Raw genomic sequence first — 24,535 nt, forward strand, 5'->3', positions numbered from 1 at the left:
CCACGGGCGCATCCGCTACCCTGCGTCCGCCGCGGCCTGGACCCGGGCCCAATGATCCTGGAAAAGCGGCCGAAGGTAATCCGCGCGCGGTGCTTCGCCGCGCAGGAAGGCATCGATGGCCGCTACATCGAGCTTGATGGGGACCAGCCTGGCGAGTTCCGGCTTTTCCCCCGCACGGCGCAGCTCGGCCTGGTGCGTCGCGAATCGCGACAACGCCAGCTGCGCGGTGCTGTTAAGCCGCACAACGTAGAACAAACCGATGTTCGACCGCCTTCCACCGGTCTTGATACAAAGCGGCCGAAACGACCGCCGGTCTTGCCATACCGCGGCGCCGACTTCCTCGGTGAGTTCCCGCTCGCAACAGGCCACTGCCGACACGCCCCGTGCGGCGTTGAGCTCCAGCATGCCTCCCGGGCATAGAAGGTGGCCCGGCGACGCCGTATTGCCAGCCATCTCACCCAGCAACACGTAGCCATCGGTAGTCAGCAGCACGCTCGAACAGTACACCGCCCGGCAATCGGCTTCCCGGTTCCGGTCGGCGGCCGCGTAAAGATAATGGGCGTAGTCGGTGACCGCCAGCCTCACGACGGGCGGAGAAGCCGCCGGCTGCACGTCGACGGCGGCCAGGACCTGGCCATTGAAGAAGCGGCCATCGGCATTGACCGCCTCCCAATGCGCTTGAACCTTCGCCCGGTATGCCGGTGGCAAGGCCAGGGCTTGTGCAGGCAGCTCGAACCGGACCTCTTCGCTATTGAAATGGAGAACGACATCCGGAAACCCAAGCCCGTCGGGCCTACGCACCCTGGTCACCCTCGTCCTGCTGCCGCCGCAAGGCAAGAAGCTCGCGCGCTTCCTCGTCGGAGTCCACACCCAGGCGCAGCAGCATGTCGATTTCGTCGATGCCTTGCGATTGCGCGTAGTCGGCGATTTCCTGTTCGATCTCGGCCTCGTAGAGCGCTATCCGTCTTTCCTGCGCCAGCCCGGCCTTCTCCGTCGCGCGCGCGTCCGCGTTGCGGGCGAGCTCCGGCTCGGCCGCCAGCAGCCGCTCCCTGCCCCTGGCGATCGCCACGTCGATCCGTCTTTCCGCGTTGCCTGCCATGTTCAACTCCTTGGCCACGATGCCGACCCGGCTGATTCCAAAAGCCCCTGCGCCGGAGCCGGGTTCGCCCCGGCTCCGCCAGGATAACGCAGCATGGCCGGCGACGGTCACGGCGGCGTCTGGCCGCCCTCTTCGCTACCTACGCCGCCCGTGCTGCCCGCCGCGCTCGCCGCGCCCGCGCCGCTGGACGGCATGGAGGACGCCTGCTGGCCTTGCGACTGCAAGGCGGGCGCAGCCGCGCCCTGGTCTGCGCTGCGGATTTCGATCCGCCGGGTAGCCGAACTTTCCGGCATGCGTCCCAGGCGGATGGTCAGGACACCGTTTTCCAACGATGCCTGCGTGCGCTCCGGGTCCGGTGTGAAGGGCAGCGTCACCTGCCGCTGGAAGCGGCCGTAGCTGCGTTCCGAGACGTGCATATTGTTTTCCTGTTGTGCGTTGCTACTCTTCTTTTCTCCGCTGATGAGTAGTGTGTCGCCCGCCAGGCGCACGTCCACATCCTCCTGCCGCACGCCGGGCAGCTCGACCGATATGCATAGGTCCGAACCTTGTTCGCTCACTTCGATCTGCGGCATGGCGCCGAAGGACGAGGCGGTACCGGTGCCCCATCCTCCCAACATACCGCCGAAAAGCCGATCGAGTTCCTGGTGCAGTTCCATGATCGGCGACATGGGCCACTGGCGGCCCGTCATAGGGAGATTGCGCGATGCCATGGTTGCCTCCTGAGTACGCGCGTAGGGAAGGTGGAGCTGCAATCCACATTCCCGTCGAAACGGTGCGAAACACGGGTGACGCCGGGCGTGGGCGACACGCGATCAAGGTGCACGCACGAAAAAAAGCCCTCCGGCAAAGGAGGGCAAGCAAGTGCCGACAAGGAGATGCCGGCGGCGGCACGTAATCAGTCGGCTTGCACGGCAGGTTGCGGCACGGCCAGGGCCGCGGCCTTGCGCTGGCGGTTCTTGCGCACGAAGGATGTCACCTGCCACACCACGATGGCGCCGATCGCCGCAAACAGCGTACCGCTGATGGGGCGCGACACGAAGATGCCGAAGTCGCCGCGGCTGAGCAGCATGGCGCGGCGGAAGTTCTCCTCCAGCATCGGGCCCAGGATGAAGCCCAGCATCAGGGGCGCGGCCTCCATGCCCAGGCGCATGAACAGATAGCCGATGAAGCCGAAGACCGCGGTGATGTACACGTCGTCCAGGCTGTTGTTGATGCTGAATGTACCCACGCAGCAGAAGAACAGGATGGAGGGGAACAGCACCGTGTACGGAATCTTGAACACCGACAGCCAGTAGCGCACCAGCGGCACGTTCAGGATGAGCAGGAAGCAGTTGCCGATCCACATGCTGGCCACCAGGCCCCAGAACAGGTCCGGGTGGTTGGCGATCATGTTGGGTCCGGGCTGCACGCCCTTGACGATGAAGGCCGCCAGCATCAGCGCCATCACGGCGTTTTCCGGGATGCCGATGGCCATCAGCGGAATGAAGCTGGTCCGCGCGGCGGCTTCGTCAGCCGCCGCCTGGCCGGCCACGCCCTCGATGGCGCCCTTGCCGATTTCATCGCGGTACTTGCTGAAGCGCTTGTCGGCGGCGTAGGCCGCGAACTGCGCGATCGTCGGGCCGCCACCCGGCAGGATGCCCAGCACCGAGCCGATGATGCTGCCGCGCAGCGCGCTAGGGATGATGCGCTTGAACTCCGGCCAGGTCGGCAGCAGCTTGATCTTGCCGTTGAAGGGCGTGAGCGTATTGCGGGCGTCCAGGTTCTTGACGATCTCGGCGATGCCGAAGCAGCCCAGCGCGATGCTGATCAGGCCGACCCCATCCTGCAGGAAGATGAGATCCATGGTGTAGCGCGCCATGCCGCTGTTGACGTCCGTGCCGATCACGCCCAGCAGAATGCCGATCAGGGCCATGGCCAGGCCGTTGAGCAGGCTGCCGCTGCTGACGAAGCTGACGCAGAAGAAGCCCAGCATCATCAGCGCACAGTAGTCGGCCGGGCCGAACAGCATGCCCACCTCGCCCAGCGCCGGGGCCATCGTGGACAGCACCACGATGGCAACGGTGCCGCCGATGAAGCTCGACATCCCGGCCGTGAACAACGCCAGGCCGGTCTTGCCCTTCAGGTTCATCTGGTACCCGTCGATGCAGGCGACGATGCTGCTGGCGTGCGGAATCTTCATCGTGATCGCACTGACGCTGTCGCCGTACTGCGCGCCGTAGTAGATCCCGGCCAGCATGATCAGTGCGCCGCCGGCGGGGATGGAGTAGGTGATCGGCAGCAGCAGGCTGATGGTCGACAGGGGACCAAGGCCCGGCAACAGGCCGATCAGGGTACCGACCGTGCAACCCAATGCGCAATACATCAGGTTTTCCAGGGTCAGCGCTTGTTCGAAACCGAACGAGAGGTTGTGCAGGATGTCGATCATAGGAGCGGCAGGTTCAGACCCAGCAGGAATTTGAAGGCGAGCGCCACCGCGATGAGGCCGGCGGAGATCTTGACGTTGCGCGCCACGGAGTACGAGGTCCCGGCCAGCGTCGAGCAGAACACCAGGAACACGATGCCCAGAAGCATGTTCAGGAAGTTCGACACGAGCACGAAGCCCACCAGGCTGGCCATGACGATGGCGATGTTGCGGATGCTGTAGCCGAGCGGCACGGGCTCGACGAAGTAGGCACGCACGACCGTGATGATGCCGATCAGCAGCAGGCAGCCGCACACCAGCAGCGGGAACAGCCCCGCGCCGAAGCGGGCCAGGTTGCCCAGGGGGTAGGTCGCCGCCACCCCGCCGAAGACGAGGGCAAAAGCGATCAGGAACAAGCCCCTGACGAAATTGCGGTTGTTCATGTTCATGGCCGGTGCTCTCCCGGCCGGGCCCTGCGTCTGCGGGACGTCATTTCCCCTCTCCTTCATATTCGCTTTGTCAGGACACCACGCAGGCTTGCATGATGCTGAACGCGATTGTGGAGAGCGGCACTTTCAGCTTGCTGTCGGTTTCAGCGAATAAGCGTATACACCTAGGGTGCAAAAGCAACAACGAGCTGAATGAAAGCCAACCAAAAGCTGAACGTGTTATGACAAGCGACTGAACGCGGCCGGTACAGCCCTTGCTAAGGAAGTCCTTGGTTTGTCAGGAAAAACGGGAGGAATCATCATGAACAAACGACCCACATCCCATCCGGCCGACTTGCCCGCCGCCGGCGCCGGCGCGCATGAAAAGGCGCCCGACGAAAAGATCAAAAGCCGTAGCGCCGATCCCGGCCAAAGCAGCTATGGCGGCTTCAAGGGCGAAGATCCCCGCCGCCAATCCGAGGATCTGTCCGGCGGCGACCGGACGCGAGACAAGCCTGCCGGATAACATCGCCGGCCATGGGCCCCTAGGCAACTGCCCCGGCGCCGGCCACGTCGCCGCGCCCCCGGCGAACGTCATTCCAAGGGAATATCTTCCCAGCGCGTGATCGGCAGGAGCGCTTCCCCGACGACGGGTAGTGCCCCGCCGGCCGTATCGTGCGCGCGCAGCGGGGCCAGGTCCAGCCCCGTCTTGCTTTCGATGGCGGGAATGGACGCGCGCCACTGCACCACGTTCACCGGCGTGTCCTTCGGCGGCGGCGCCGACCCGCGCCGCGCCAGCGAAAACAGCGCGGTCTGGTCGGCCACCAGCGCCACCGCCTTCAGGCCCGCGGCGCCCTTCCATACCACCACCTTCCAGAAAGCCGACGGCACCTGCACGCCGTCCGCCCACATATCGTTGACGTCGTCGAACACGGGGCCCTGGAACACCGTCAAGGGCTTGTCGCGGCCGCTGTCGAACACGCCTTTTTCCAGCACGTAGCGCTCGATGCCCTGCCAGTACTGGATGGACTCGTTGAACTTCCAATGCTGCGGCGTGCAATTGGTGAAGTGAAAGGTGTCGGCGTTGGCGCGCGCGGCGAATTCGCCCAAGGTGGGGTCCTCGCGCCGCGTCAGGTGACCGCGGTCGAACAGATGGCTCCAGCCCGAATAAAAGGACTGGCCGACGCAGTACGAGGCGTTGATGCGCGAGTCGTTGTACCAGACGTCGCCTTCCGGCTGGTCCGCCGCGGGTTGGCCGGTCTTGCGGTCGATGGCCAGCCAGCGGGCGCCGTCGATGTTGGTGGCGGTCAGCAGCGCAAGGCGACGGGCCTTGTGCATGACCACGCTGAAGTTCTGGTAGCGCAGTTCACCGGGCGCGGCGCCCGTGGCGCTTTCCTGCAGCGGCGCGATCACGCGCTTGCGGGGCGCGGCGATCCTGGCCAGGTCCAGCTTCACGCCCGGCACGAACCGGGCGTTGTAGCCGTTGCGATCGCCGTAGTCCGTATCCAGTACGGCCTGCTCCGGCAGACGTTTCAGCATCCTCGGTTCCGGACTGGCGGCCGCGCCTGCTGGCGTCGCGGTTCCCCCCGCGTTCCCCGGCGGTGCGCGCCGTTCCAGCTGCCGCCCGGACGTCGGCGAGGAATCCACCCACAGTGCCAACGCGCGGCGCAGGAGTTCGGCCCCGGCTTGCAAGCGCGGCAAGCGCGACTGCAGGTCCTGATAGATGCTGCTGATGCGCACGCCCTCGTTCACGCTTGCGGAGGTTGCGGGCGGCAGCGCGGCGCTGGCCACCGTTTTGCGCGCCGCGCCGGATTTGCCGCGTGCGTGCTTCTTCGCGGGCGCGGCAACGGCGGCTTCATCCGCATCCGCGCCGGCCGCCGCCAAGCCCTGGCCCGACCCCGACGGCGCGCCATAGTGATGCAGCGCCACCACGTCCCACTGATCGTTGAAGACCGGGGCACCCGAGGAGCCGAAATCGGTATCGGTCTCGTAAAGCAGGCGGGTGTCCGTGCGGGCAGTCAGCAGATTGTTGCGGATGGCGATCGTCTTGGGCATGCCCTCCGGGTGCTGGATGATATTCACGTTCATGCCCTTGCGATGGCGATCGGGCGTGAAGCTGATCGGGCAATACCCCAATTCCTCCGGCGTCGCATCGCCCCGCACGCGTTCGCCCAGGGCGATCAAGGCATAGTCCAGGTCTTTCTCGTCCGAGAACACGGCGCAGCGGTCGGGCGCCAGTCGGAATATCGTGCGCGGCCGCGGCTGGCCGCGCTCGTCCAGCTCGTCGTCGAACACGATGGTGGCCTGCCCGGCCGCCGCGGCATCGGCGATGACGTGCTGGTTGGTGATGAAGAGCTCCGGGCTGATCAGGAATCCGGTGCCCGATATCGACAATTGCGGCGTCTGCAGCGCGACGCGCCCGACGGCGCGGCGTGCCATGGCGCCTTCGGGCAGGAAAGCCGCGGGCTGGAAATCGTTGGTGCCCTGCACGGCCTCGGCCAGCCCCGAATCGCGCTTGACGCGCGCATCGAAGGCCGCGCAGCGCGTCGCGTCGTCATCCGCGGCGCGCCAGGCGCCCGATGCCACGAGCGCGCGCGTGCGCATTCTGTCTTCGCCCGTGGCGGCGATGCGCCGCCGGATGTCTTTGATGGTATCCGCCCGCATGGGTCCTCCTGCCAGGATGGGCAAGGATGTTCAGCCGCCCGGGTGACAGTCCAGTGACATTCATGTTTGCTTGCAATCGGCACGCCATCGCAGCCGCCGCGCCCGGGCTTCAGAACTTCCGTGCCGTGGCCGCTTCGCGCAGGCTTTCCATCAAGGCACGGGATGCGGCCGTCGGCACCGCGCCGCGGCGGGTCGTCATGCCCACGCTTTCCTCGCCGCCCGGCACCGAGACGGGCACGATCGCCAGGGAATTGCTGGCGATATCGCTCGCCACGGCGCTGCGCGGCACCAGCCAGATGGCATCGTATTCAAGGGTCATCGCGCGCGACATCGACATCGAAAGCGTCTGGAGCAGCATGGCCGGCTTGCCGGGCCCCGCCTCATCCAGCAGCCGGTCGGCGGACTGGCGGATCAGCGTGCCCGTCGGGGGCAAGAGCACCGGAAATGGCCCGGCGGCCGCCATTGCGCCCAGGCCGCCACGCGCGACCGGATGGCCGGGCCGCGTCACGACCACCAGCGGATCGGCAAACAGGTATTCGAAACGCAGTCCTTCCGAGAGTTCGGGATCCGCCGCCCGGTTGACGGCAAAGGCGAGTTGACCGCTGCGCACGCCGGCCAGCAGCTCGGAGTTCGACGCCGTGACCACGTCCAGCTCGACGTCGCCCCAGGCCTGGCGCATGGCGGCGAATGCGCGCGGTACCAGGATCGCGGCGAGCGTGGGCAGCACCCCGAAGCGCACTTCCGCACGCTGCGGATTGTCCGGGACGGCCACGGCCTGCAGGCCTTCGCGCAGGATGGCCAGCATCTGGGTCGCATACGGCAGCAGGCGCTGCCCCTCGCGGGTGAGCCGGGCGCCCTGCCTGCCGCGGGTAAACAGCACCGTGCCCACGATTTCTTCCAGTTCCCCCAACCGTTTCGAGATCGCGGGTTGCGAAATCGCCAGTTTCTCGGCGGCGCGCAGCAGCGAGCCGCTTTGCGCGATGGCCACGAAGCAATGCAGATGGCGCAGGTTGACACGGCCGCTGGCGGCCAGGGGTTGTATATCCATAGGTTATGGAAACCATCCAAAAAATTCACTTTTCATAATCTTAGAGAAATTCCAGAATAGCCGTCATCCCATCCCCGCCCGGAAATAAGGAGACAGCGCCATGGCCGATAACAGGGTCGACGCCTTCGACTGGGACTCGCATCCCCGCTACGACTACGCCCCCTATCGCTCCACCGCCAAGCGCTCGCCGCGCGAGACGCTGCTGCCCATGCCCGAGCGCATGCGCAATATGCGGGCGCCCGTCTACGGCGCCCACCAGCTGGGCGCCCTGGACCATGACTTGACGCGCAACGCCCAGAAGAACGGCGCGCCCCTGGGGGAACGCATCATCGTGACCGGCCGGGTGCTGGACGAGCGGAATAAACCGGTCGCCAATACGCTGGTCGAAATCTGGCAGGCCAACGCGGCCGGCCGTTATGTGCACAAGGGCGACCAGCACGACGCCCCGCTGGATCCCAACTTCCTGGGCGCCGGCCGCTGCCTTACCGACGCCAATGGCGTGTACCGCTTCCTGACGATCAAGCCCGGCGCCTATCCATGGGGCAACCACCCCAATGCCTGGCGTCCCAACCACATCCACTTCTCGCTGTTCGGCGAGTGGTTCGCGTCGCGGCTCGTGACCCAGATGTATTTCCCGGGCGATCCGCTGCTGGCGCTCGATCCCATGGTGCAGGGCGTGCCCGAGCACGCGCGCGAACGCCTCATCTCCAGGTTCTCGACGGACGTGACCGAGGACGGTTATGCCCTGGGCTACGTGTTCGACATCGTCCTGCGAGGCGCCGCCGAAACCCCGATGGAGAATCGCCAATGAGCCGCCAGACCCCTTCGCAGACGGTGGGCCCCTACTTCGCCTATGGCCTGGTCCCCGAGCAATACGGCTTCGATCTGAAAAGCGCCTTTCCCATGCGCCTGATCGAGCCCGACGATCCCGCCCCCCGCGTGACGCTGACCGGCCAGGTCCTGGACGGCGACGGCGAACCCATACACGACGCCATGCTGGAGTTCTGGCTGGAACGCGATGGCGAGCCGCCAGCCATGTGCCGCATCGGCACGGGCACGGATCCGCGGTTCCGCTACATCGTCGACCTGCCCCGGCCCCAGGCCAAGGGGAATGGCGAGGCGCCGCACGCCGACATCATCGTCACGGCCCGCGGCATGCTGCTGCACGCCATCACGCGCGTATACTTCGGCGACGAAGAAAAAGCCAACGCCGCCGATGCGACGCTGGCCGCGGTTCCGCCGGCTCGGCGGCATACGCTCATCGCGCGGCCGGTATCGCCGCAGCACTATCACTTCGACATCCGCCTGCAGGGCAAGGACGAAACCGTCTTCTTCGAGCTGTAGCTCGCGCCCTTCCGGCTTGCTTCGCGGAATCCGCCGATGCTATCGATACGCGCCATGTTCTCCACGGACGCCATGCGCGCCTTGTGGACCGACGCGGCCCTGTATGCCGCGATGCTGCGCTTTGAGGCCGCGCTGGCGCAGGCCCAGGCGCGGTGCGGCCTGATCCCGCCCGCCGCCGCCGAGAGCATCGCGCAGGCATGCGCGCGGCCGGAAGTCTTCGACTGGACCGCGATTTCCGCGGATGCGCGCAAGGCCGGCACGGCCGCCATCCCCTTCGCCAAGGCGCTCAAGCAGGAAGTCGCCCGCCGCGCACCCGAGCACGCCGCTTTCGTGCACTACGGCTCGACCAGCCAGGACGTCTGCGAAACCGCGCTCATGCTCCAGGCCCAAGCCGCGCTGCGGCTTATCCACGGGCAGATGCGGGATCTCGGCGATGCGCTCGCCCATCTGGTGCAAACGCATCGCCGTACCGCCATGCTGGCGCGCACCCTGATGCAGCCGGCCGCGCCCATCTCCTTCGGCTGGAAGGCCGCCGGCTGGCTGGATGCCCTGGATCGCTGCGCCGGCGCGCTGCAGGATGCCGGCGAAGCCTGCCGCGTCATCCAGTTCGGCGGCGCGAACGGCACGCGGGCCGCGCTCGGCGTGCATGGCCAGGCCCTTGCCGATGCCGTGGCCGGCGCCCTGGGCCTGCGTGGCACACCCATCGCATGGCAAAGCGCGCGTGACCGGCTGGCCCGCCTGGGCAACGAGCTGGCGCTGTGCTGCGCCATGCTGGGCAAGCTCGGCCGCGATATTTCGCTGCTGATGCAAAGCGAAGTGGCCGAGGCCTTCGAGCCATCGGGCGCCGGCCGCGGCGGCTCTTCCGCCATGCCGCACAAGCGCAATCCCATGGCCTGCATGCACATGCTCGACGCCGCGCTGCGGGCGCCCCCACTGGCGCTGTCGCTCGTCTCGGACATGACCGCGGAACATGAGCGGGGATTGGGCAGCTGGCCCAATGCCCTGCCCTTGCTGGCCGACCTGTTCATGCTGCTGGACAACGCGCTGTCCATGGCGGTGGAAACCGCGCAGGGGCTGCGCGTCGATCCCGAGGCAATGCAGGCCAACCTGGTCCGGCAACATGGCGTCGTGCACTCGGAAACCGTCGGCATGCTGCTGGCCCGCGCACTGGGCCCGGCCGCGGCGCAGCGCATCGTCGACGCGCTGTGCAGGCAGGCGCTGGAGCAAGGCGCCGAGCTGCGCGACCTGCTGCTGCATCATCCCGAGGTCGACGGCAGGATTCCCGCCGCGGACATCGAGCAGGCGTGCGGCGTGGAACGCTGCCTGGACGCGGCCGAGGCCCCATGCGTGCCCGTGCTGGCCGCATGGGCGGCACGGCGGGCCGGCTTGCACGTCGCGGCCGGCATGGCCGATGATTCACCTTCCTGACTGATCCTTCCAAGGAACGACATGCCTTTCGCAATCAACGGCGTCACCCGCATCTACTGGCGCAGCGACGGCTCGCCCTCGCTGCCCGCGCTCGTACTGGGCAACTCGCTCGGCACGGATTTTTCGCTGTGGGATCCCGTGCTGCCGCGGCTGATGCGGCATTTCCGGGTGATCCGTTTCGACATGCGCGGACATGGCGCTTCCGACGCGCCCGAGGGCGCATACACGATGGACCAACTGGCGGGCGACCTGGCCGCCGTCGTGCAGGCCGCCAAGCTGGACAAATTTCACTACTGCGGCGTCTCCCTGGGCGGCATGGTCGGCATGGCCTACGCGCAGCGCCCCGACCAGCGCCTGGACAAGCTGGTGCTCTCGAATACGGCGGTGCGCTTCCCCGCGGACGTCTGGAACGCGCGCATCGACAACGTCCAGCGCGGCGGCATGGCGGCCATCGAGCAAGCCGTGCTGGGGCGTTTCTTCACGCCCGGCTTCCTGGCGCTTGAAGATCCACGCGCCGAGCGCGTGAAGGAGACCCTGCTCTCGCTCGAACCGCATGGCTACGCCGGCTGCTGCGCGGCCATCCGCGACATGCGCATCGCCGACGGCCTGGCCGCGATCCGCGTTCCCACCCGCGTGCTCACGGGCGCGCAGGACCAGTCCACACCGCCCGAGCGCGGCGCCGAAATCGCGGCCGCCATCCCGGGGGCCACGGTCACCGCCCTGCCGGGTGCCCACATTCCGATGATCGAGCTGCCGGTGCAATGGGGCGATGCCGTGCTGGATTTCCTGGCGCCGGTTGGCGATCTCGCGGAAAGCGAGCGCTACACGCTGGGCCTGGAACGGCGCCGGGATATCCTGGGCCGCGCCTATGTCGACGGACGACTGGCCGCGCGCACGGATTTCAACACCGCATTCCAGGAAATGATCACCCAGTTGGCCTGGGGCAGGATCTGGACGTCCAGCCGCATCGACGACGTGACCCGACGCATCGTCGTGATGGGGATGATGGCGGCATTGGGGCGCTGGGAAGAGTTCGAGCTGCATGTCGGCGCCGCCCTGCGCGCCGGCGTGGAAGCCCGCCTCATCGAAGAGGCGCTGTTCATGGTCAGCGTCTATGCCGGCGTGCCCGCCGCCAACACCGGCTTCGCCATCGCCGGGAAAATGCTGAAGAAGCTGGACGAAGAACGCGGCTGACCGCGGGCCTGTCGACGCCGGAAGGCGCCCTACAGGTCCAGCACCAGCAGCGGCGTCTTTGCCCGTGAACAGCAGGGGGTGAACTGCGCGTTCCCGGCCTGTTCGTCCGGCGACAGGAACAGGTCGCGGTGGTCCGGCACGCCCTCCAGCACCCGGGTCAGGCAGGTGCCGCATATGCCCTGTTCGCAGGCCACGGGCACGTCGACCCCCGCCTTGGCCAGGGCGTGGACCACCGAACAATCCGCCGGCACCTCGACCACCCGGCCGGAGCTGGCCAGCTTCACGCGAAAGGCGGCGTCGCCGTCCACCGGCGCGGCATCGGCGGCGAAGAACTCGTAGTGCAGGCTGTCCTCGGGCCAGCCACGCGCGCGCGCCGCCCCCAGCACCGCGTCCATGAAGCCCTTGGGACCGCATACGTACAGATGCGTGCCGGGTGTCGGCGTGCATACCGCGTCGAGCGCCAGCTTCTGCTCCGGCGCCCCATCGTCCACATGGAATTGCACGTGGCCGGCATAGGCGGCGTCGCTCAATTGCGCGCGGAACGCCGTGCGCGCCACGGAGCGGGTGCAATAGTGCAAGCCGAAATCCGCGCCCATGGCGGCCAGGTGCTGCACCATGCACAGCAGCGGCGTCACGCCGATGCCGCCGGCCAGCAGCACGTGCCGCTGCGCGCTTTGCGCCAAGGCAAAGAGATTGCGCGGCACACCGATGTCCAGCAGGTCGTTCTCGCGCACGGTATCGTGCATGGCCTGCGATCCGCCGCGCGACGCCGCCTCGCGCAGCACGGCGATGCGATAGCAATGGCGCTCCCAGGGCGCATTGCACAGCGAATACTGGCGCATGATGCCATTCGGCAGATGGACGTCGATGTGCGATCCCGCCGTAAAAGGCGGCAGTTCGCCGCCGGCCGGATCGACCAGCTCGAAACTGCTGATCTCGGCGGTCTCCGCCACCTTGCGCGCCACGCGCACCGTCAAGCGATTTGCACTCATCCCGCCATCCTCTTGCTACATCGCGGACAAGCCGCCATCCACCATCAAGGTCGTACCGGTGATGTACGAGGCCTCGTCGCTCGCCAGCCACAGGATGGGCCAGGCGATCTCGCGCGGCTCGGCCCAGCGGCCCAGCAGCGAGGTGTCCTGGCGCTGCGTCTTCAGCACCTGGACGCTCTTGCCGGCCGCCTGCGCGCGGCCGATATGGAAATCCGTCAGCGTCGACCCCGGGCACACCGCGTTGGCGCGTATGCCATGGGCGGTTTCCTCGAAGGCCAGCGTGCGCGTCATCGCCAGCATGCCCGCCTTGGTGGCGTCGTACAGCGCCATGCCCTTGCGCCCGGTTTCCGCATAGCAGGACGACACGTTGACGATGGCGCCCTTGCCCGAGCGCCGCAGCGCCGGCAGCGCGGCCTTGCAGTAGTTGGACGTGCCGATCAAATTCACCGACACCACCGCGTGCCACTCTTCGGGCGTCACATCCGCGAGCGCGGAGTAGTTGCGCATCGCCGCATTGTTCACCAGGATGTCCAGCCCGCCGTGGCTGCGCAGCGCAGCCTCCACGGCCGCCGCGGCGCGGGCGGCATCCGACACGTCCGCGCAGAAGGTGGCGACACGCGCGCCGGGCTGCTCGCGCGCGATGGCCTGGGCGGTGCGCGACAGCGCTTCTTCGCTGGCGTCGACCAGCATGACGGAGGCGCCCTCCGTGCAGAACAGCGCCGCGGCGGCCGCGCCTATGCCGCCGCCCCCGCCCGTGATCAGGGCGGACTTGCCCGATAGCCTGGCTTTTCCTTGCATGGATGATTCCCGTAATGCGCGCCACGGCCGCGATGCGCGACCATGCGTGCGCCTAGCGTGTTGAGGTCAGTTGCCCTTGATATCGGCGGTCTTGATCACCTTGGCCCAGCGTTCGGCGTCCACCTTGATCCAATCGGAAAACTCGCGCGGCGTGCTGGCCACCACCTCGAATTCCATGTCTTCCAGCTGCTTGCGCACCTTGGGCGATTTCAGGATCCGCACCATTTCGGTATTGAGACGGTCCATGATGGGTTGCGGCGTGCCCGCGGGCGCCAGGAAGCCGATCCATGACGTGGCGTCGAAGCCGGGATAGCCGCTCTCGGCGACGGTGGGCACGTCCGGGGTGGACGGAAAGCGTTTCAGGCCCGACGATGCGATCAGGCGCGCGCGCCCGTCCTTGGCGTAGTCCTGTATGTTGCCGGGGACCAGGAAGGCGGCGTCGACCTGGCCGCCGATCAGGTCCACCACGGCCGGGCCGGCGCCGCGGTACGGCACGTGGGTCAGGTCGATATGGGCGGCCTGCTTCAGCATTTCCATCGTCAGGTGCGAGGAACTCCCCACCGACACGGACGCATAGCTCATGCGATGGCTCTTGGCGTAGTCGACGAACTGCGCCAGCGTCTTGACGGGCACCTTGGGGTTGACCACCAGGTATTGCGACGCCTTCACCGCCAGGGTGATGGGCGCCAGGTCCTTGACGGGGTCGTAAGGCGTCTGCGGCAGCAGCGTGGGATTGATGGTGATGGGACCGTTGTAGCCCACCAGCAGCGTATACCCGTCCGGCGCGGACTTGACCACGTCCATCGTGCCGATCAGGCCGCCGCCCCCGCCTTTGTTTTCCACCACGACAGGCTGTCCCAGCGCGGCGCCCAGCTCCGGGGCGACCAACCGCGCCAGCACATCGTTGGTGCTGCCCACGATGGGGACGACGATGCGTATGGGCTTGACGGGCTTCCAGTCGTCCGCCTGGGCGGCCGAAAACGTACAGCATGCCGCCAGCGCGGCAGCCATCAATACCGCGCGCCGCTTGTTCCTGATCATGGGTTTCTCCTTTGGTGGTGGTGCTGTTCTGCGTTGTGTTAGATGGAATACACCTTCTGGTCCTTGGCATCGGCCAGGTGGACCACCGCCCATTCCTGGGGCTTCTGGTCGCGCGGCAGCAATACGCCGGCCGCGCGCACGCGCTGCTGGTCGGCGTCCAGCGCCGGCGGGTCGTTATCGGTGCGCAGGGAGGTCGCGGCTTCGAAAAGCATGCGCCGCGCCATCACGATGGCCCGATCGGTCGGCAGCAGCTTTTCGCTGGCATGGTCCTGGATGGGCCCCATGCTTTCCTGCAGCGAGGCGTCCTGCATGGCGAAGCCGAACACGCCCGAGTAGGCGCGCTTTTCCTTCTGCGCCTGGCGATCGATCAGGTAATCGTTGTCCTTGTTGGCCTTGGGACGGAACGCGCCTCCCGGGACATTGGTGCCCGGTTCGTATTCGCAGTGAACGCCCTTGCCCTCGTTCAGGTCGCGCAGTTCCTCTTCGTTCAGCGGCCGGTCGACGCGGAAATTGATGCTCCAGGCCCAGCAGTTGTGGTCGTCGATAGGCACCCAGACGTGGCCGCCCAGGGCGTGGTCACCGAACGGGGGAATCAGCGTGAACCACGGGAACAGCCATTGCGTCACGCGCCAGTAGTAGGAATCGGGCTCGCCGTTGCGGCGCCCGAACAGCGTCAACCCAAAAGGCGTTTTTTCGATTTCGAAGATGACGTTGCCGTCCGCCTTGATGTAGTCCAGGGCCTTGGTGCCCTGATGCAAGGGATCCTGGTCCACTTCGTAGCGGTGCACGTAGGAAACGTGGCTGGTATCGATCCCGCCTTCCATGGCCTGCAGGTAGTTGCATTCCTGCAGCCGCTTCGAGACGAACACATGGCTGGCCGGCAGCGTGCACCATTCGACGTCCGGCAGCGCCGGCTTCCTGTCCTTGGGACCCATGTAGGCCCACACCATGCCGGCCATCTCCACACAGGGGTAAGCGGTAATACCCATGTGCTTGCACGCCTGCGGCGCGGAAGGCACGTCGACGCAATTGCCGTCGCGGTCGAACTTCAGGCCGTGGTAGGAGCAGCGAATGCCGTTTTCCTCGTTGCGCCCGAAGTACAGCGACACGCCGCGATGCGAGCAGAACTCGCTGATCAGCGCGGCCTTGCCCTCGGTATCGCGGAAGGCCAGCAATTTCTCTCCCATGATCTGCACCCGCACCGGCGGGCAGTCGGGCTCGGCGATCTCGCTGGCCAGCAGCACCGGCACCCAATAGCGGCGAAGCAGATTGCCCATCGGCGTGCCGGGCCCGGTCCGCACCAGGGTTTCGGCCATGTTCTTGTCCATGCGTTTCCTCCATTCGCGCGCTTCGAGCGCGGCGTGATGCTTGTCCGTCTGATAATACCGTAGTCCATTATACGGACACGAATCCGACAGGGTCAACCGGCTTTTGAATACAATCCGCCCAACGAAACAGAGCGGATAGCGACCACGAATGGAAAACGACAAGCGCCAGGAAGGTGTCCGCGCGGTGGACCGAGCGCTGGACATACTGCTGGCCTTCCGGCCGGGAGACGACGGGCTGACGGCCGCCGAGCTGCTCAAGCGCGTGGACCTGAGCCGGCCCACGCTGTACCGGCTGTTGGCCACGCTGGAGCACAACGGCTTCCTGGTCTCGTCCGGCGATCCGCAGCAGTTCCGCCTGGGCAGCTCCGTGGCGCGCCTGGCGCACGTCTGGACATCCAGCCACAACATCGCCGATATCGCTTATCCGTCGCTGCAGCGGCTCTGGGAGGGCACCGGCGAAACCGTGGCCCTGTTCGTGCGCGAAGGGATCTATCGCGTATGCGTTTCCGAACTCGCCAGCGCGCAGCCCCTGAGCTTTCGCCGCGGCGTGGGGTATCGGGAAAAGCTGGTGTTGGGCGCGAGCGGACGCACCATCCTGGCCCGCATGAACCTGACGGAAAAAGAATTGAAGGCTTATGCGGCCGATACGAAGGTGGACACCGCGGCCTACATGGCTGAACTGGAACGCGTGCGCAAGCAAGGCTATGCCACCAGCCGGCACGAATTGATCGAGGGCGCCGTCGCGGTGGCCGCGCCCTACTTCAACGGCGCCGACCTGGTGGTGGGGTCGCTATGCATCTTCGGGCCCAGCGTGCGCATGACGGCCGAGCGCGTCAAGGCCTGCGGGGCGATGCTGCTGCAGGAAGCAACGGTGCTGTCGCGCGCCTTGGGACAACAGCAGGCCTGATCGGCGCGGGCCTGCACGGCCCACGCAAACCGGTTGCGGCGGTCAGGCCGCCTCGTTGATGCGGCGCGACAGCTCGCGCGTGGAAGGCACGCGCCGTTCGGCATTCTCGGCGGACGTTTCGTCGTCGGCCATATTGGCGATGATGGTCAGCAGCACCTTGCGCGCCACCTTGATTTCGGCGTCGGTCAGGCCGCGCGTGCCGATCGCGTTGACTTCCTCCGCCAACGGCACCAGCTTTTTCTTCAGGGCGCGGCCGTTGCGGGTCAGGAAGACATGGATGTTCTTGTTGTTGCCGGGCAGATGCCTGCGTTCGACATAGCCCAGCGATTCCATGGCCTTGATCGCTGAGAACGTGGTGGGCTCCATGACGCCAGCCAGTTCGCTGAGTTCGCGCTGGGTCTGGCCATCCTGCTCCCACAATATCCGCAGGAAAGCCCAATGCCCGAACGAAACGTTGTAGTCGACCAGCCGCATCTGCAACCCGCGCACCAGGGCGCGCGTCGCGTCCTTGATGAGGTGGGCCAGGCGGTCGTCCGGCACTGCCTCGCGCCAGTGATCCAGCAGCTTGCGTGTTTCTTTTGAAGTCATCGGCGAGTGAACGGCGTATCGCGAAGTCGCAGAAGATCATACCGCAACTGTGCTGGCCTTCCGGCCGCGCAGGGCAGCCGATACCGTCTTGCGGTACAGGCGCGCATCGCGGCTTGGCGAAGGCCCGGCATCGCGTCACACCTGGTGATGCAGCGGCACGTCCGTCCCATCGCGCGCGGACGCGAGCATCGCCAGGCAGATCTCCAGCGTCGCCTTCGCCCATCGTCCATCGTGCAGGGGCGGCCGGCCAAGATGGACGGCATCGAGAAGTTCGTCTATCACCTCATGGCGCGGCGCCGCGGACTCGGGCAGCGGCCGGGTCTCGCGCCGCGCGTCGCCGTACACACGGATGCCGCCGGACATGGGCCGCAAATCCGCCCGTTCGCAGGAAACGACGATCGAGCCGAAGTGCTGGTGCGATAGCGGTGCCGATGCGCTGCCCGGCGAAGGCGGCGCATACAGCGCGCCGCCGTAGGTGCCGGCCACCTTGAGCCGCGCTTCGTCCTGCGGCGATTCCAGCGTTGCCAGTTTACGGCGCGCCGCGCCATAGTCCTGCGGGTCTTTCGCGCCACCCATCTCGCCGACCCAGTCCATCCACTCGTCCGAATCGAAGTGGGCGTAGCCGTTGTAGTTCAGCGACGCATACGCGCCGGATTCGAACCACAGCAGTGCGCTGTACGCGCCCTCGGTGGGCCGTTGGGGATGCCAATTACCCAAGGCGCTGCGCAGCCGCACGGGACGCGCCCCGGCCAGCATGCGGACGATATCGACCTGATGCGCGGCCTGGCTGAACACCGCGCCCCCGCCTTCGGCGGTGGACAGCTCTTCCGGCCGGCGCGGCCGGAACAGGTAGTCGGTGTAGTTCAGCGCGTGGATCATCTTCACCGCGCCGAACTCGCCGCTGGCGATAAGCTCGCGCGTTTTCAGGTATGGGGTGTCGAAGCTGTGGCAGTGTCCGATCACCATGCTGACGCCCGCGGCACGGCAGGCCTGGATCATGGCGTCGCACTCGGCCAGGCTCAGCGCCATGGGTTTTTCCACCAGCACGTGCTTGCCATGCGCGGCGGCGATGCGCGTATGTTCCGCGTGGAATTGATGCGGGCTGGCGATATAGACAACCTGTACCTCCGGGTTGCGCGCCAGGGCCTCGATATCCGCATAGGCGGGCCCGCCGAAATCGCGCTGGAATTGCTCGCGCGCGGTGGCGCGGGTGTCGCATGCCGCCACCAGGCGCACGCGCGGATCGCCCAGGAACGTGGGCAGCATCACCGAAAATGCCCGGCCCAACCCGGCCACGCCGATGCGAAGTATGGAAGTGTCCATGGGCGGCCTATAGGTCCAGTACGAGTTTGTCGCCGACGGCACGCGATACGCACACCATGATCTGCGATTCCTGTTCATCCGGCATGAGCACCATATCGCGATGGTCCGCCCTGCCGGTCAGCATGCGGGTACGGCACGATCCGCAGGTGCCGCTCTCGCAGGAATAGGCCACCTTGATGCCGGCCCGGCGCAGCACGGAAAGAATCGATTGGCCAACGGGCACCTCGAACTCCTTCCCGCTGCGGGCCAGTGCGACCGTGAACGGCCGATCATCGGGCTTGCGCTCGCCGCCTTCCAGGAAACTCTCGAAATGGATGCGGGCCGGCGACCAATGGCCGGACATGTCCCGCACCGCTTCCATCAGGCCGCGCGGGCCGCAACAATAGACATGCCCGCGGTTGGGTTTTTCCAGCACGGGCCACAGGTCGAAAGCGTCCGCGGGATTGCCATGATCGTGGTGGATGGTTACCCGGGAACGCAGCTCGGGGGCACTCAGTATGTCCCGGTAGGCCGTGGTCTCGGGCGCCTGGCTCAGGTAATACAGCTTCCAGGCGGGCGCGTCCGCATCCTGCAAGGAACGGATCATGGACAAGATGGGTGTGATCCCGATGCCCCCCGCGATGAATAGCAGGCTTCCAGGCGCATCGACCAGCGGAAAGGCGTTGTCCGGCGCCGACACCGGCAGCGTGTCGCCGGGCCTGGCTTCATCCACCAGGCTAATCGATCCGCCACGCCCCTGGTCCTCGCGCTTGACGGTGATCACATAGCGCTTGCGTTCGGAAGGATCGTTGCACAAGGAGTACTTGCGCGTTTCGCCGTTGGGCACGCGCACCTTGATGTGCGAGCCCGGCGTGAAGACCGGCAGGTCCGCGCCTTCGGGATGCACGAGCTCGAAGGCGCGTATGCCGCGCGCCGCGTCCGTGACGCTGGCGATGCGCAGCGGCATCATGGTATCGGCGGCCGGTTCACTCATGGCCTGTCCTCCTTCCGGGTGGCGGCGCCGGCGCGCGTCGGCGTCCGGCTGTGCTACAGCTTGAACGTTTCATAGGTGCTGGGATGGAACAGTTCTTCCACCGCCATCCGGCGCGACGACAAGCCTTGTGCATGATGATGTCGCGTGAATGCCTCCAGGGTCCGCCGGCTGCTCTCGACGCCATAGGCCCAGTAGTCCTCGCCCATGGTCTCGCGCGCGGCCTTCAGCTGTTCCTCGACGAAGGGCAGCGTGACCTTGGTCGCCGATGTGTCGGACAGCTTGGCCAACGCCGCCGCCTTCGATTGTTCGAAGGCCTTCAGCAGGGTTCCGGGCAGCCAGGGATGCTTCTCGGCCAGCGTCTTGCGCAGGCCCAGCACGTGCATGATGGGAAAGATGCCGGTGCGCTTGTAGTAATCCTTGGCCGCGGTGGTGGGATCGTCGAACAGCCAGCCGATGTCGGGGTTGTGGCGGGCCGCGCCGAAGGGCGCCCGCGGTGCCATGAAACCTTCGATTTCGCCGCGGTCCAGCATGTCCGAAATGGTCGTGTCCGCCGGCGCGTCCACCATCCTGACGTCGGCCGGAAGCTGGATCTTGACCTTCTCCTGACGGCCCGGCTGGTCGATGCCGCCGCGCACCCACGTCACATCGGCGGGCCGCACGCCATAATCGTCTTCCAGTATCGCGCGCGCCCAGACATTGGCGGTCAGCTGGTATTCCGGGACACCGATGCGCTTGCCCTTCAAGTCCTGCGGCGTCTTGATCCTGTCCTTGCGCACGTAGATGGAGGTATGGCGGAAGGCGCGCGACAGGAAGACCGGCAGGGCGATGTAGGGACAGTCGCCGTTCGCATGCTTGACCAGATAGCTGGAGAAGGACAACTCGCTGACGTCGAAATCCTGGTACCGGAAGGATCGGAAGAACATTTCTTCCGGCGACAACAGGGTGAACAAGGGATCGACGCCGTCGATTTGCACCGTGCCGTCGAACAGCGGGCGATTGCGGTCATAGTCGCCGATGGAAAAGGAAAGCTGCAGCTTGGCCATGTCGGCTCCTAGGCAGTGGTTTGGTAGTTGGTGTCGAGCTGCTGCGCCTGCGCATCCGGGCGGCCCACCGGCTCGGCATGGAAGTCGCGCCAATCGACGTTCTTCGGGACGATGGCCTGGAAGGCGCAGACCTCACGCGGGATGCGCTTGTCGCCCGTGCCGATGGCCACGGCTCCGTCACGGAAGTCCAGGGCGGCTTGCAGCATCTGCTTGCGGAATTCGACGATGGCCAGGTCGCTGGCGCCCAGCCTGTCGTCGGACCGGTTTGCGATCGGCCCCATCGTGACCCACATCGCGATGTCCTGGTTGGGGAATCCCTTGATGCCCGTGAAATTGCCCGCCTTCATCGCCTGGCGGTCCTGCCAGAAGCGGTTCTCGTGGTTGCGCAGCGGCCGGTATCGTTCGTCCAGGTCCCGCCCGATGCTGGCCCCCAGGAACTTGCGCCAGGTCTCGGTATCCGGCGTGCTGGCCTTTTCGCCCCAGGCAATGAAGTAGAAAGCGGTGGCGGTGTCGCTCATGGGAACGTTCACGTTGGCCACGTTGTAGAGGTTATTGGGCGGTACCAGCACGGTGACGGGCGCGACGAACACCGTCGAGCGCACATAGTCGGTCTGCGCCGCGTTGGTGATGGGACGGCGGATGGCCGCATAGCGGAATCCGTAGTCGGTCCGGTGTACCTGCATGCGCGGCGCCTTGTCCGTGGAAGGACGCAGCCAGTTCTTTTCCGTCGCCTCGGCGCCGCCGACGCGCGCGGGAACGAAGTCGGAGGAATGCAGGCTGGAGCTGTGCGCGGAGTCGATCGCGCCTTCCAGGATCTGTGCCCAGTTGCAGGGCACCAGCACCTTGGCGATGCTTACCTTCGTGTCCGCGTACGGCGCCCAGGGCGGGGGCATGAATTCCGGGATATCGTCCTGCGGTCCCATGTAGGCCCACACCATGCCGCCCCATTCCCGCACGGGGTAGGCCTTGTGCTTGACCTTCTGCGCCATGACGCTGGCCGCGGGCTCGGAGACCATCTCGACGACGTTGCCCTGCACGTCCATCTTCCAGCCGTGATACAGGCAGCGCAGCCCGCATTCCTCATTGCGCCCATATACCAGCGAGACGCGGCGGTGCGGGCAGTATTCGTCCATCACGCCGACGCGTCCTTCCGTATCGCGGAACACGACCAGGTCCTCGCCCAGGACCTGGGCCTTGACGGGATCGCCGTCCGGTTCGCTCACCTCCTCGCTCAGGCAGACGGCAAGCCAATGCCGCCGCATCAGGCCGCCCATGGGCGCGTCGCCTTCGACGCGGCAAAGCAGATCGTTTTCTTCGGGTGTCAACATACGTGCTCCTGTTCGTGATCGCGTGTACGGGCCGCGCGGGGCCGCCCGTTCGCGCCCTCATTCCGTCTTGATGTTGGCCGCCTTGATCGCGCCCGCGTAGCGCTGCGCCTCGTCGTCGATCGCCGCGGCATATTCCTTGGGCGTGGCGCCAACGGCCTCGATTCCCAGCGTGTTGAACTGCTTGATCACCGCCGGATCCTTGACCGCCTTGGCGATTTCCCCACTGACGCGCTGCACCGCGTAGTCCGGCACGCCGGTGGCCGCCAGCGCCCCAACGGTGACGGCGAAGTTGAAGCCGGGCAGGATCTCCGCGATGGCGGGAACATCCGGCGCCAGCGCGGAACGCTTGCCGGCATTGGTGGCCAGGATCTTTACCTGGCCCTTGTCGGCGAAGCCCGACAGCGAAGGCAGCGCGGCGAACACCACGTCGACCTGATTGCCCACCAGTGCCGGCACGGATTGGCCGGAGCCGCGGAAGGGAACGTGCGTCAACTTCGTGTGCATCCCCAGGGCCAACGCCTCCATCGTCAGGTGATGCGAGCTGCCCACGCCGGAAGAGCCGTAGTTCATCTTGCCGGGCGCGGCCTGGACGCGCTTGACGAAGTCCTGCAGGGTCGTGATGCCGGTCTGCGTATTGGTCGCCAGGAACAGGGGCGATGTGGCGATCAGTGACACAGGCACGAAGTCCCGCTTGGGATCGTAGGAAAGGTCTTTGTACAGCGTCGGGTTGATGGACATCATCGAGCCGTCGGTGACCAGGTAGGTATAGCCGTCGCGCGGGCTGCTCATCAGCGCCTGCGCCGCGATGACGCCGTTGGCGCCCGGCTTGTTCTCGACCACGACGGACTGGCCGATGCTGGCGGTAACGCGCTGCGCGACGACCCGCGCGACGGTGTCCGGCAGCCCGCCCGCGGCGTACGGAACGATGAACCGTATGACGTGGGAAGGAAACTGCGAGGCGCTTTCCGCCGCGCGGGCGGTACAACAAATCAGGCTGATGGCTGCCGCCGCGGCCAGTGCGAGCGCGCGATGGCGCGCGCGGTGGCCTGGCCAGGCCGCCGTGCAACGGGTGGTCATGTCTGTCTCCTCGATGTGTTTCGCGTCTTTGGACGGCCGGCGTTTTATCGGATGGCCGGTGAGTGCGTGCAGGAATAATATTAGAGGTCTAAGTAAATTTCAAGCACCATGGACCAAAGAATCGTCGGCACGCGATCGCGTCCCGGGGCTTGCCTTGTGCCCTTGGATAGAATCAGGCTTTGCGAGGCTTCGATCATCCGGTGGGCGCGCAGGGTCGCGGCTCTACATCGAAAGAAGGTGCACATGGAAAACAGAAGATGGGCCTGTCTGGCCTCGATCGCCCTCACCCTGGCGATACTCTTGAGCGGTTGCGCCGACAATGCGACCCCGCGCGTGAACGGGGATGCCTGGCGGCATGGCTTCGGCTACCCCGGGCCGGGTTATCCGGACACGGGGCATTGACGGTGCATGCCCGCCGCCATGGGTAAGGGCGGCCACGATGGCTTTTTGCCGCGGCCCGTGGCAAGGTGGCTGGTATTCCTACATACGAATATCACACCACGAGGAGACACCATGCCCCGCCGCCTGTTCCTTCGCGCCACGTTCGCCCTGTTCGCCGGTGCCGCCGGCCATGCCGCCCTGGCCGCCGACGCCTATCCCAGCCATCCCATTACCATCATCATCCCGGCGTCGCCGGGTGGCGCCATCGACATCGTGGCGCGGCTGATCGGCCAGAAGATGACCGTGTCGATGGGACAATCCGTCGTCATCCAGAACAAACCCGGCGCCACCGGCACGATAGGCGAGGACTACGTCGCCAAAAGCGCCCCGGATGGCTATACCCTGGTGCTGGCCGCCAGCTCGCATGCCATCAACCCGACCATGTTCAAGCTGCCGTACGACACGGTCAAAAGCTTCGAGCCGGTCGCGCTCACGCATTCCGTGCCCCTGATGCTGGTGGTGACACCCAGCCTGCCGGTGCATTCGGTGAAGGAGCTGATCGCCTACGGCAAGGCGCATCCGCACGAGCTGACCTTCGCGTCCAGCGGACCGGGCGGCGCGCCGCATTTTTCGGGTGAGCTGTTCAAAAGCATGGCGGGCCTGGACATCGTGCACGTGCCGTACAAGGGCAGCACGGCAGCGCATCCGGACCTGACCAGCGGCCGCGTGTCGATGATGTTCGACACCCTCGCGGCCCTGCATGCGCCGGTGTCGGGCAAGCTGGTGCGGCCCCTGGCGGTGACGACGACGAAACGCGTCGCCAGCTATCCGGATATCCCCACCATGGCCGAGGCCGGCCTGCCGGGCTACGACACCAGCACATGGGGCGGGGTCCTGGCGCCCGCGGGTACGCCGGCGGCCATCGTGGACAAGCTCAACGCCGAAATCAACAAGGCCTTGTCCGCTCCGGATCTCAGGAAGACGCTGGAGCAGGCCGGCATAGAGCCGGTCACGCAATCGCCCCGGTATTTCGCCGACTTCATCGATTCCGAAATGGTGAAATGGGCGAAGGTCGCCAAGGCCGCGAACATCCATCCGGAGTAAGCGCGGCTCCCCGCGGCGCGGGCGCCGTCCCAGGGACGGCCGCCGC

General features: G+C 66.4%; 25 protein-coding genes. 8 read left to right on the top strand and 17 right to left on the bottom strand.

From position 1 onward, the window contains the following. Positions 1–15: 15 nt before the first annotated feature. From AKI39_RS21265 to AKI39_RS21285, 5 genes are all read right to left on the bottom strand, one after another. The gene (locus AKI39_RS21265) at positions 16–801 is read right to left on the bottom strand and encodes a hypothetical protein (protein WP_145925340.1); all 786 of its coding nucleotides are present in this window, start codon (positions 799–801) and stop codon (positions 16–18) included. Then, positions 794–1,099 carry a hypothetical protein gene (locus AKI39_RS21270; protein WP_066640696.1) on the bottom strand — a complete coding sequence of 102 codons (306 nt, stop codon included), beginning with the start codon at positions 1,097–1,099 and terminating at the stop codon, positions 794–796. The genes AKI39_RS21265 and AKI39_RS21270 overlap by 8 nt, the downstream gene beginning before the upstream one ends. A gap of 107 nt (positions 1,100–1,206) precedes the next feature. Beyond that, positions 1,207–1,809, bottom strand: coding sequence for an Hsp20/alpha crystallin family protein (locus AKI39_RS21275; RefSeq protein WP_083228972.1), 603 nt, complete (start codon positions 1,807–1,809; stop codon positions 1,207–1,209). Positions 1,810–1,994: 185 nt separating this feature from the next. Then, positions 1,995–3,521, bottom strand: a complete 1,527-nt coding sequence (locus AKI39_RS21280) for a tripartite tricarboxylate transporter permease (protein ID WP_066643530.1) — start codon at positions 3,519–3,521, stop codon at positions 1,995–1,997. Then, entirely contained in the window at positions 3,521–3,943 is a 423-nt protein-coding gene (locus tag AKI39_RS21285) for a tripartite tricarboxylate transporter TctB family protein (RefSeq protein ID WP_066643527.1), read from the bottom strand. Before AKI39_RS21285 ends, AKI39_RS21280 begins: the two co-directional genes overlap by 1 nt. 307 nt (positions 3,944–4,250) lie before the next feature. Between AKI39_RS21285 and AKI39_RS21290 the strand changes: the two genes are divergently transcribed. Beyond that, positions 4,251–4,454, top strand: coding sequence for a hypothetical protein (locus AKI39_RS21290; protein ID WP_066640700.1), 204 nt, complete (start codon positions 4,251–4,253; stop codon positions 4,452–4,454). Positions 4,455–4,522: 68 nt separating this feature from the next. Here AKI39_RS21290 and AKI39_RS21295 read toward each other — a convergent pair whose 3' ends face one another. Both AKI39_RS21295 and AKI39_RS21300 read right to left on the bottom strand, forming a co-directional pair. Beyond that, positions 4,523–6,592: a DNA/RNA non-specific endonuclease gene (locus AKI39_RS21295; RefSeq protein WP_066640704.1), complete on the bottom strand. Its 2,070-nt coding sequence runs from the start codon at positions 6,590–6,592 to the stop codon at positions 4,523–4,525. Positions 6,593–6,701: 109 nt separating this feature from the next. Further along, positions 6,702–7,640 carry a LysR substrate-binding domain-containing protein gene (locus AKI39_RS21300; RefSeq protein ID WP_066640707.1) on the bottom strand — a complete coding sequence of 313 codons (939 nt, stop codon included), beginning with the start codon at positions 7,638–7,640 and terminating at the stop codon, positions 6,702–6,704. 100 nt (positions 7,641–7,740) lie between these two features. On the opposite strand from AKI39_RS21300, the gene pcaH reads away from it, so the two are divergent. From pcaH to pcaDC, 4 genes are read left to right on the top strand one after another with little or no spacing between them, the layout of a single operon-like run. After that, the gene (pcaH, locus tag AKI39_RS21305) at positions 7,741–8,451 is read left to right on the top strand and encodes a protocatechuate 3,4-dioxygenase subunit beta (RefSeq protein ID WP_066640708.1); all 711 of its coding nucleotides are present in this window, start codon (positions 7,741–7,743) and stop codon (positions 8,449–8,451) included. Beyond that, on the top strand, positions 8,448–8,984 hold the full coding sequence (locus AKI39_RS21310; protein ID WP_066640711.1) for a hypothetical protein: 537 nt from the start codon (positions 8,448–8,450) through the stop codon (positions 8,982–8,984). The genes pcaH and AKI39_RS21310 overlap by 4 nt, the downstream gene beginning before the upstream one ends. A gap of 36 nt (positions 8,985–9,020) precedes the next feature. Then, entirely contained in the window at positions 9,021–10,412 is a 1,392-nt protein-coding gene (locus tag AKI39_RS21315; RefSeq protein WP_066640714.1) for a class-II fumarase/aspartase family protein, read from the top strand. A gap of 21 nt (positions 10,413–10,433) precedes the next feature. Continuing rightward, positions 10,434–11,606: a bifunctional 3-oxoadipate enol-lactonase/4-carboxymuconolactone decarboxylase PcaDC gene (pcaDC, locus tag AKI39_RS21320; RefSeq protein ID WP_066640716.1), complete on the top strand. Its 1,173-nt coding sequence runs from the start codon at positions 10,434–10,436 to the stop codon at positions 11,604–11,606. Positions 11,607–11,635: 29 nt separating this feature from the next. On the opposite strand, the gene AKI39_RS21325 is transcribed toward pcaDC, so the two are convergent. The 4 genes from AKI39_RS21325 to AKI39_RS21340 form a co-directional block, all read right to left on the bottom strand. Further along, entirely contained in the window at positions 11,636–12,598 is a 963-nt protein-coding gene (locus tag AKI39_RS21325) for a PDR/VanB family oxidoreductase (protein WP_066640718.1), read from the bottom strand. A gap of 15 nt (positions 12,599–12,613) precedes the next feature. After that, complete coding sequence (locus AKI39_RS21330) at positions 12,614–13,396, bottom strand: SDR family NAD(P)-dependent oxidoreductase (protein ID WP_066640720.1); 783 nt, start codon at positions 13,394–13,396, stop codon at positions 12,614–12,616. 66 nt (positions 13,397–13,462) lie between these two features. Beyond that, on the bottom strand, positions 13,463–14,437 hold the full coding sequence (locus AKI39_RS21335; protein ID WP_066640723.1) for a Bug family tripartite tricarboxylate transporter substrate binding protein: 975 nt from the start codon (positions 14,435–14,437) through the stop codon (positions 13,463–13,465). A gap of 38 nt (positions 14,438–14,475) precedes the next feature. Beyond that, complete coding sequence (locus tag AKI39_RS21340; protein ID WP_066640729.1) at positions 14,476–15,765, bottom strand: aromatic ring-hydroxylating dioxygenase subunit alpha; 1,290 nt, start codon at positions 15,763–15,765, stop codon at positions 14,476–14,478. 148 nt (positions 15,766–15,913) lie between these two features. Between AKI39_RS21340 and AKI39_RS21345 the strand changes: the two genes are divergently transcribed. Next, on the top strand, positions 15,914–16,672 hold the full coding sequence (locus AKI39_RS21345) for an IclR family transcriptional regulator (RefSeq protein WP_066640735.1): 759 nt from the start codon (positions 15,914–15,916) through the stop codon (positions 16,670–16,672). Positions 16,673–16,714: 42 nt separating this feature from the next. On the opposite strand, the gene AKI39_RS21350 is transcribed toward AKI39_RS21345, so the two are convergent. From AKI39_RS21350 to AKI39_RS21375, 6 genes are all read right to left on the bottom strand, one after another. Further along, positions 16,715–17,260, bottom strand: coding sequence for a MarR family winged helix-turn-helix transcriptional regulator (locus AKI39_RS21350; protein ID WP_066640737.1), 546 nt, complete (start codon positions 17,258–17,260; stop codon positions 16,715–16,717). A gap of 135 nt (positions 17,261–17,395) precedes the next feature. After that, a complete protein-coding gene (locus AKI39_RS21355; RefSeq protein ID WP_066640741.1) occupies positions 17,396–18,583 on the bottom strand; it encodes a Gfo/Idh/MocA family oxidoreductase in 1,188 nt (395 codons plus the stop codon). A gap of 7 nt (positions 18,584–18,590) precedes the next feature. After that, positions 18,591–19,556 carry a PDR/VanB family oxidoreductase gene (locus AKI39_RS21360; protein WP_066640744.1) on the bottom strand — a complete coding sequence of 322 codons (966 nt, stop codon included), beginning with the start codon at positions 19,554–19,556 and terminating at the stop codon, positions 18,591–18,593. A 53-nt stretch (positions 19,557–19,609) separates the two neighbouring features. After that, positions 19,610–20,599: an ABC transporter substrate-binding protein gene (locus AKI39_RS21365; protein WP_066640747.1), complete on the bottom strand. Its 990-nt coding sequence runs from the start codon at positions 20,597–20,599 to the stop codon at positions 19,610–19,612. Positions 20,600–20,607: 8 nt separating this feature from the next. After that, on the bottom strand, positions 20,608–21,927 hold the full coding sequence (locus AKI39_RS21370; RefSeq protein ID WP_066640750.1) for a Rieske 2Fe-2S domain-containing protein: 1,320 nt from the start codon (positions 21,925–21,927) through the stop codon (positions 20,608–20,610). Positions 21,928–21,984: 57 nt separating this feature from the next. Next, a complete protein-coding gene (locus tag AKI39_RS21375; RefSeq protein ID WP_066640752.1) occupies positions 21,985–23,004 on the bottom strand; it encodes a Bug family tripartite tricarboxylate transporter substrate binding protein in 1,020 nt (339 codons plus the stop codon). A gap of 243 nt (positions 23,005–23,247) precedes the next feature. Between AKI39_RS21375 and AKI39_RS25785 the strand changes: the two genes are divergently transcribed. After that, positions 23,248–23,406 (top strand): hypothetical protein, encoded by a 159-nt coding sequence (locus AKI39_RS25785; RefSeq protein WP_158515201.1) that lies wholly within the window; start codon positions 23,248–23,250, stop codon positions 23,404–23,406. Between the two features lie 111 nt (positions 23,407–23,517). Further along, complete coding sequence (locus tag AKI39_RS21385; protein ID WP_083228973.1) at positions 23,518–24,489, top strand: tripartite tricarboxylate transporter substrate binding protein; 972 nt, start codon at positions 23,518–23,520, stop codon at positions 24,487–24,489. The last annotated feature ends 46 nt before the right edge of the window (positions 24,490–24,535 follow it).

It is taken from the genome of Bordetella sp. H567 (assembly GCF_001704295.1).
Classification (GTDB): Bacteria; Pseudomonadota; Gammaproteobacteria; order Burkholderiales; family Burkholderiaceae_B; genus Bordetella_C.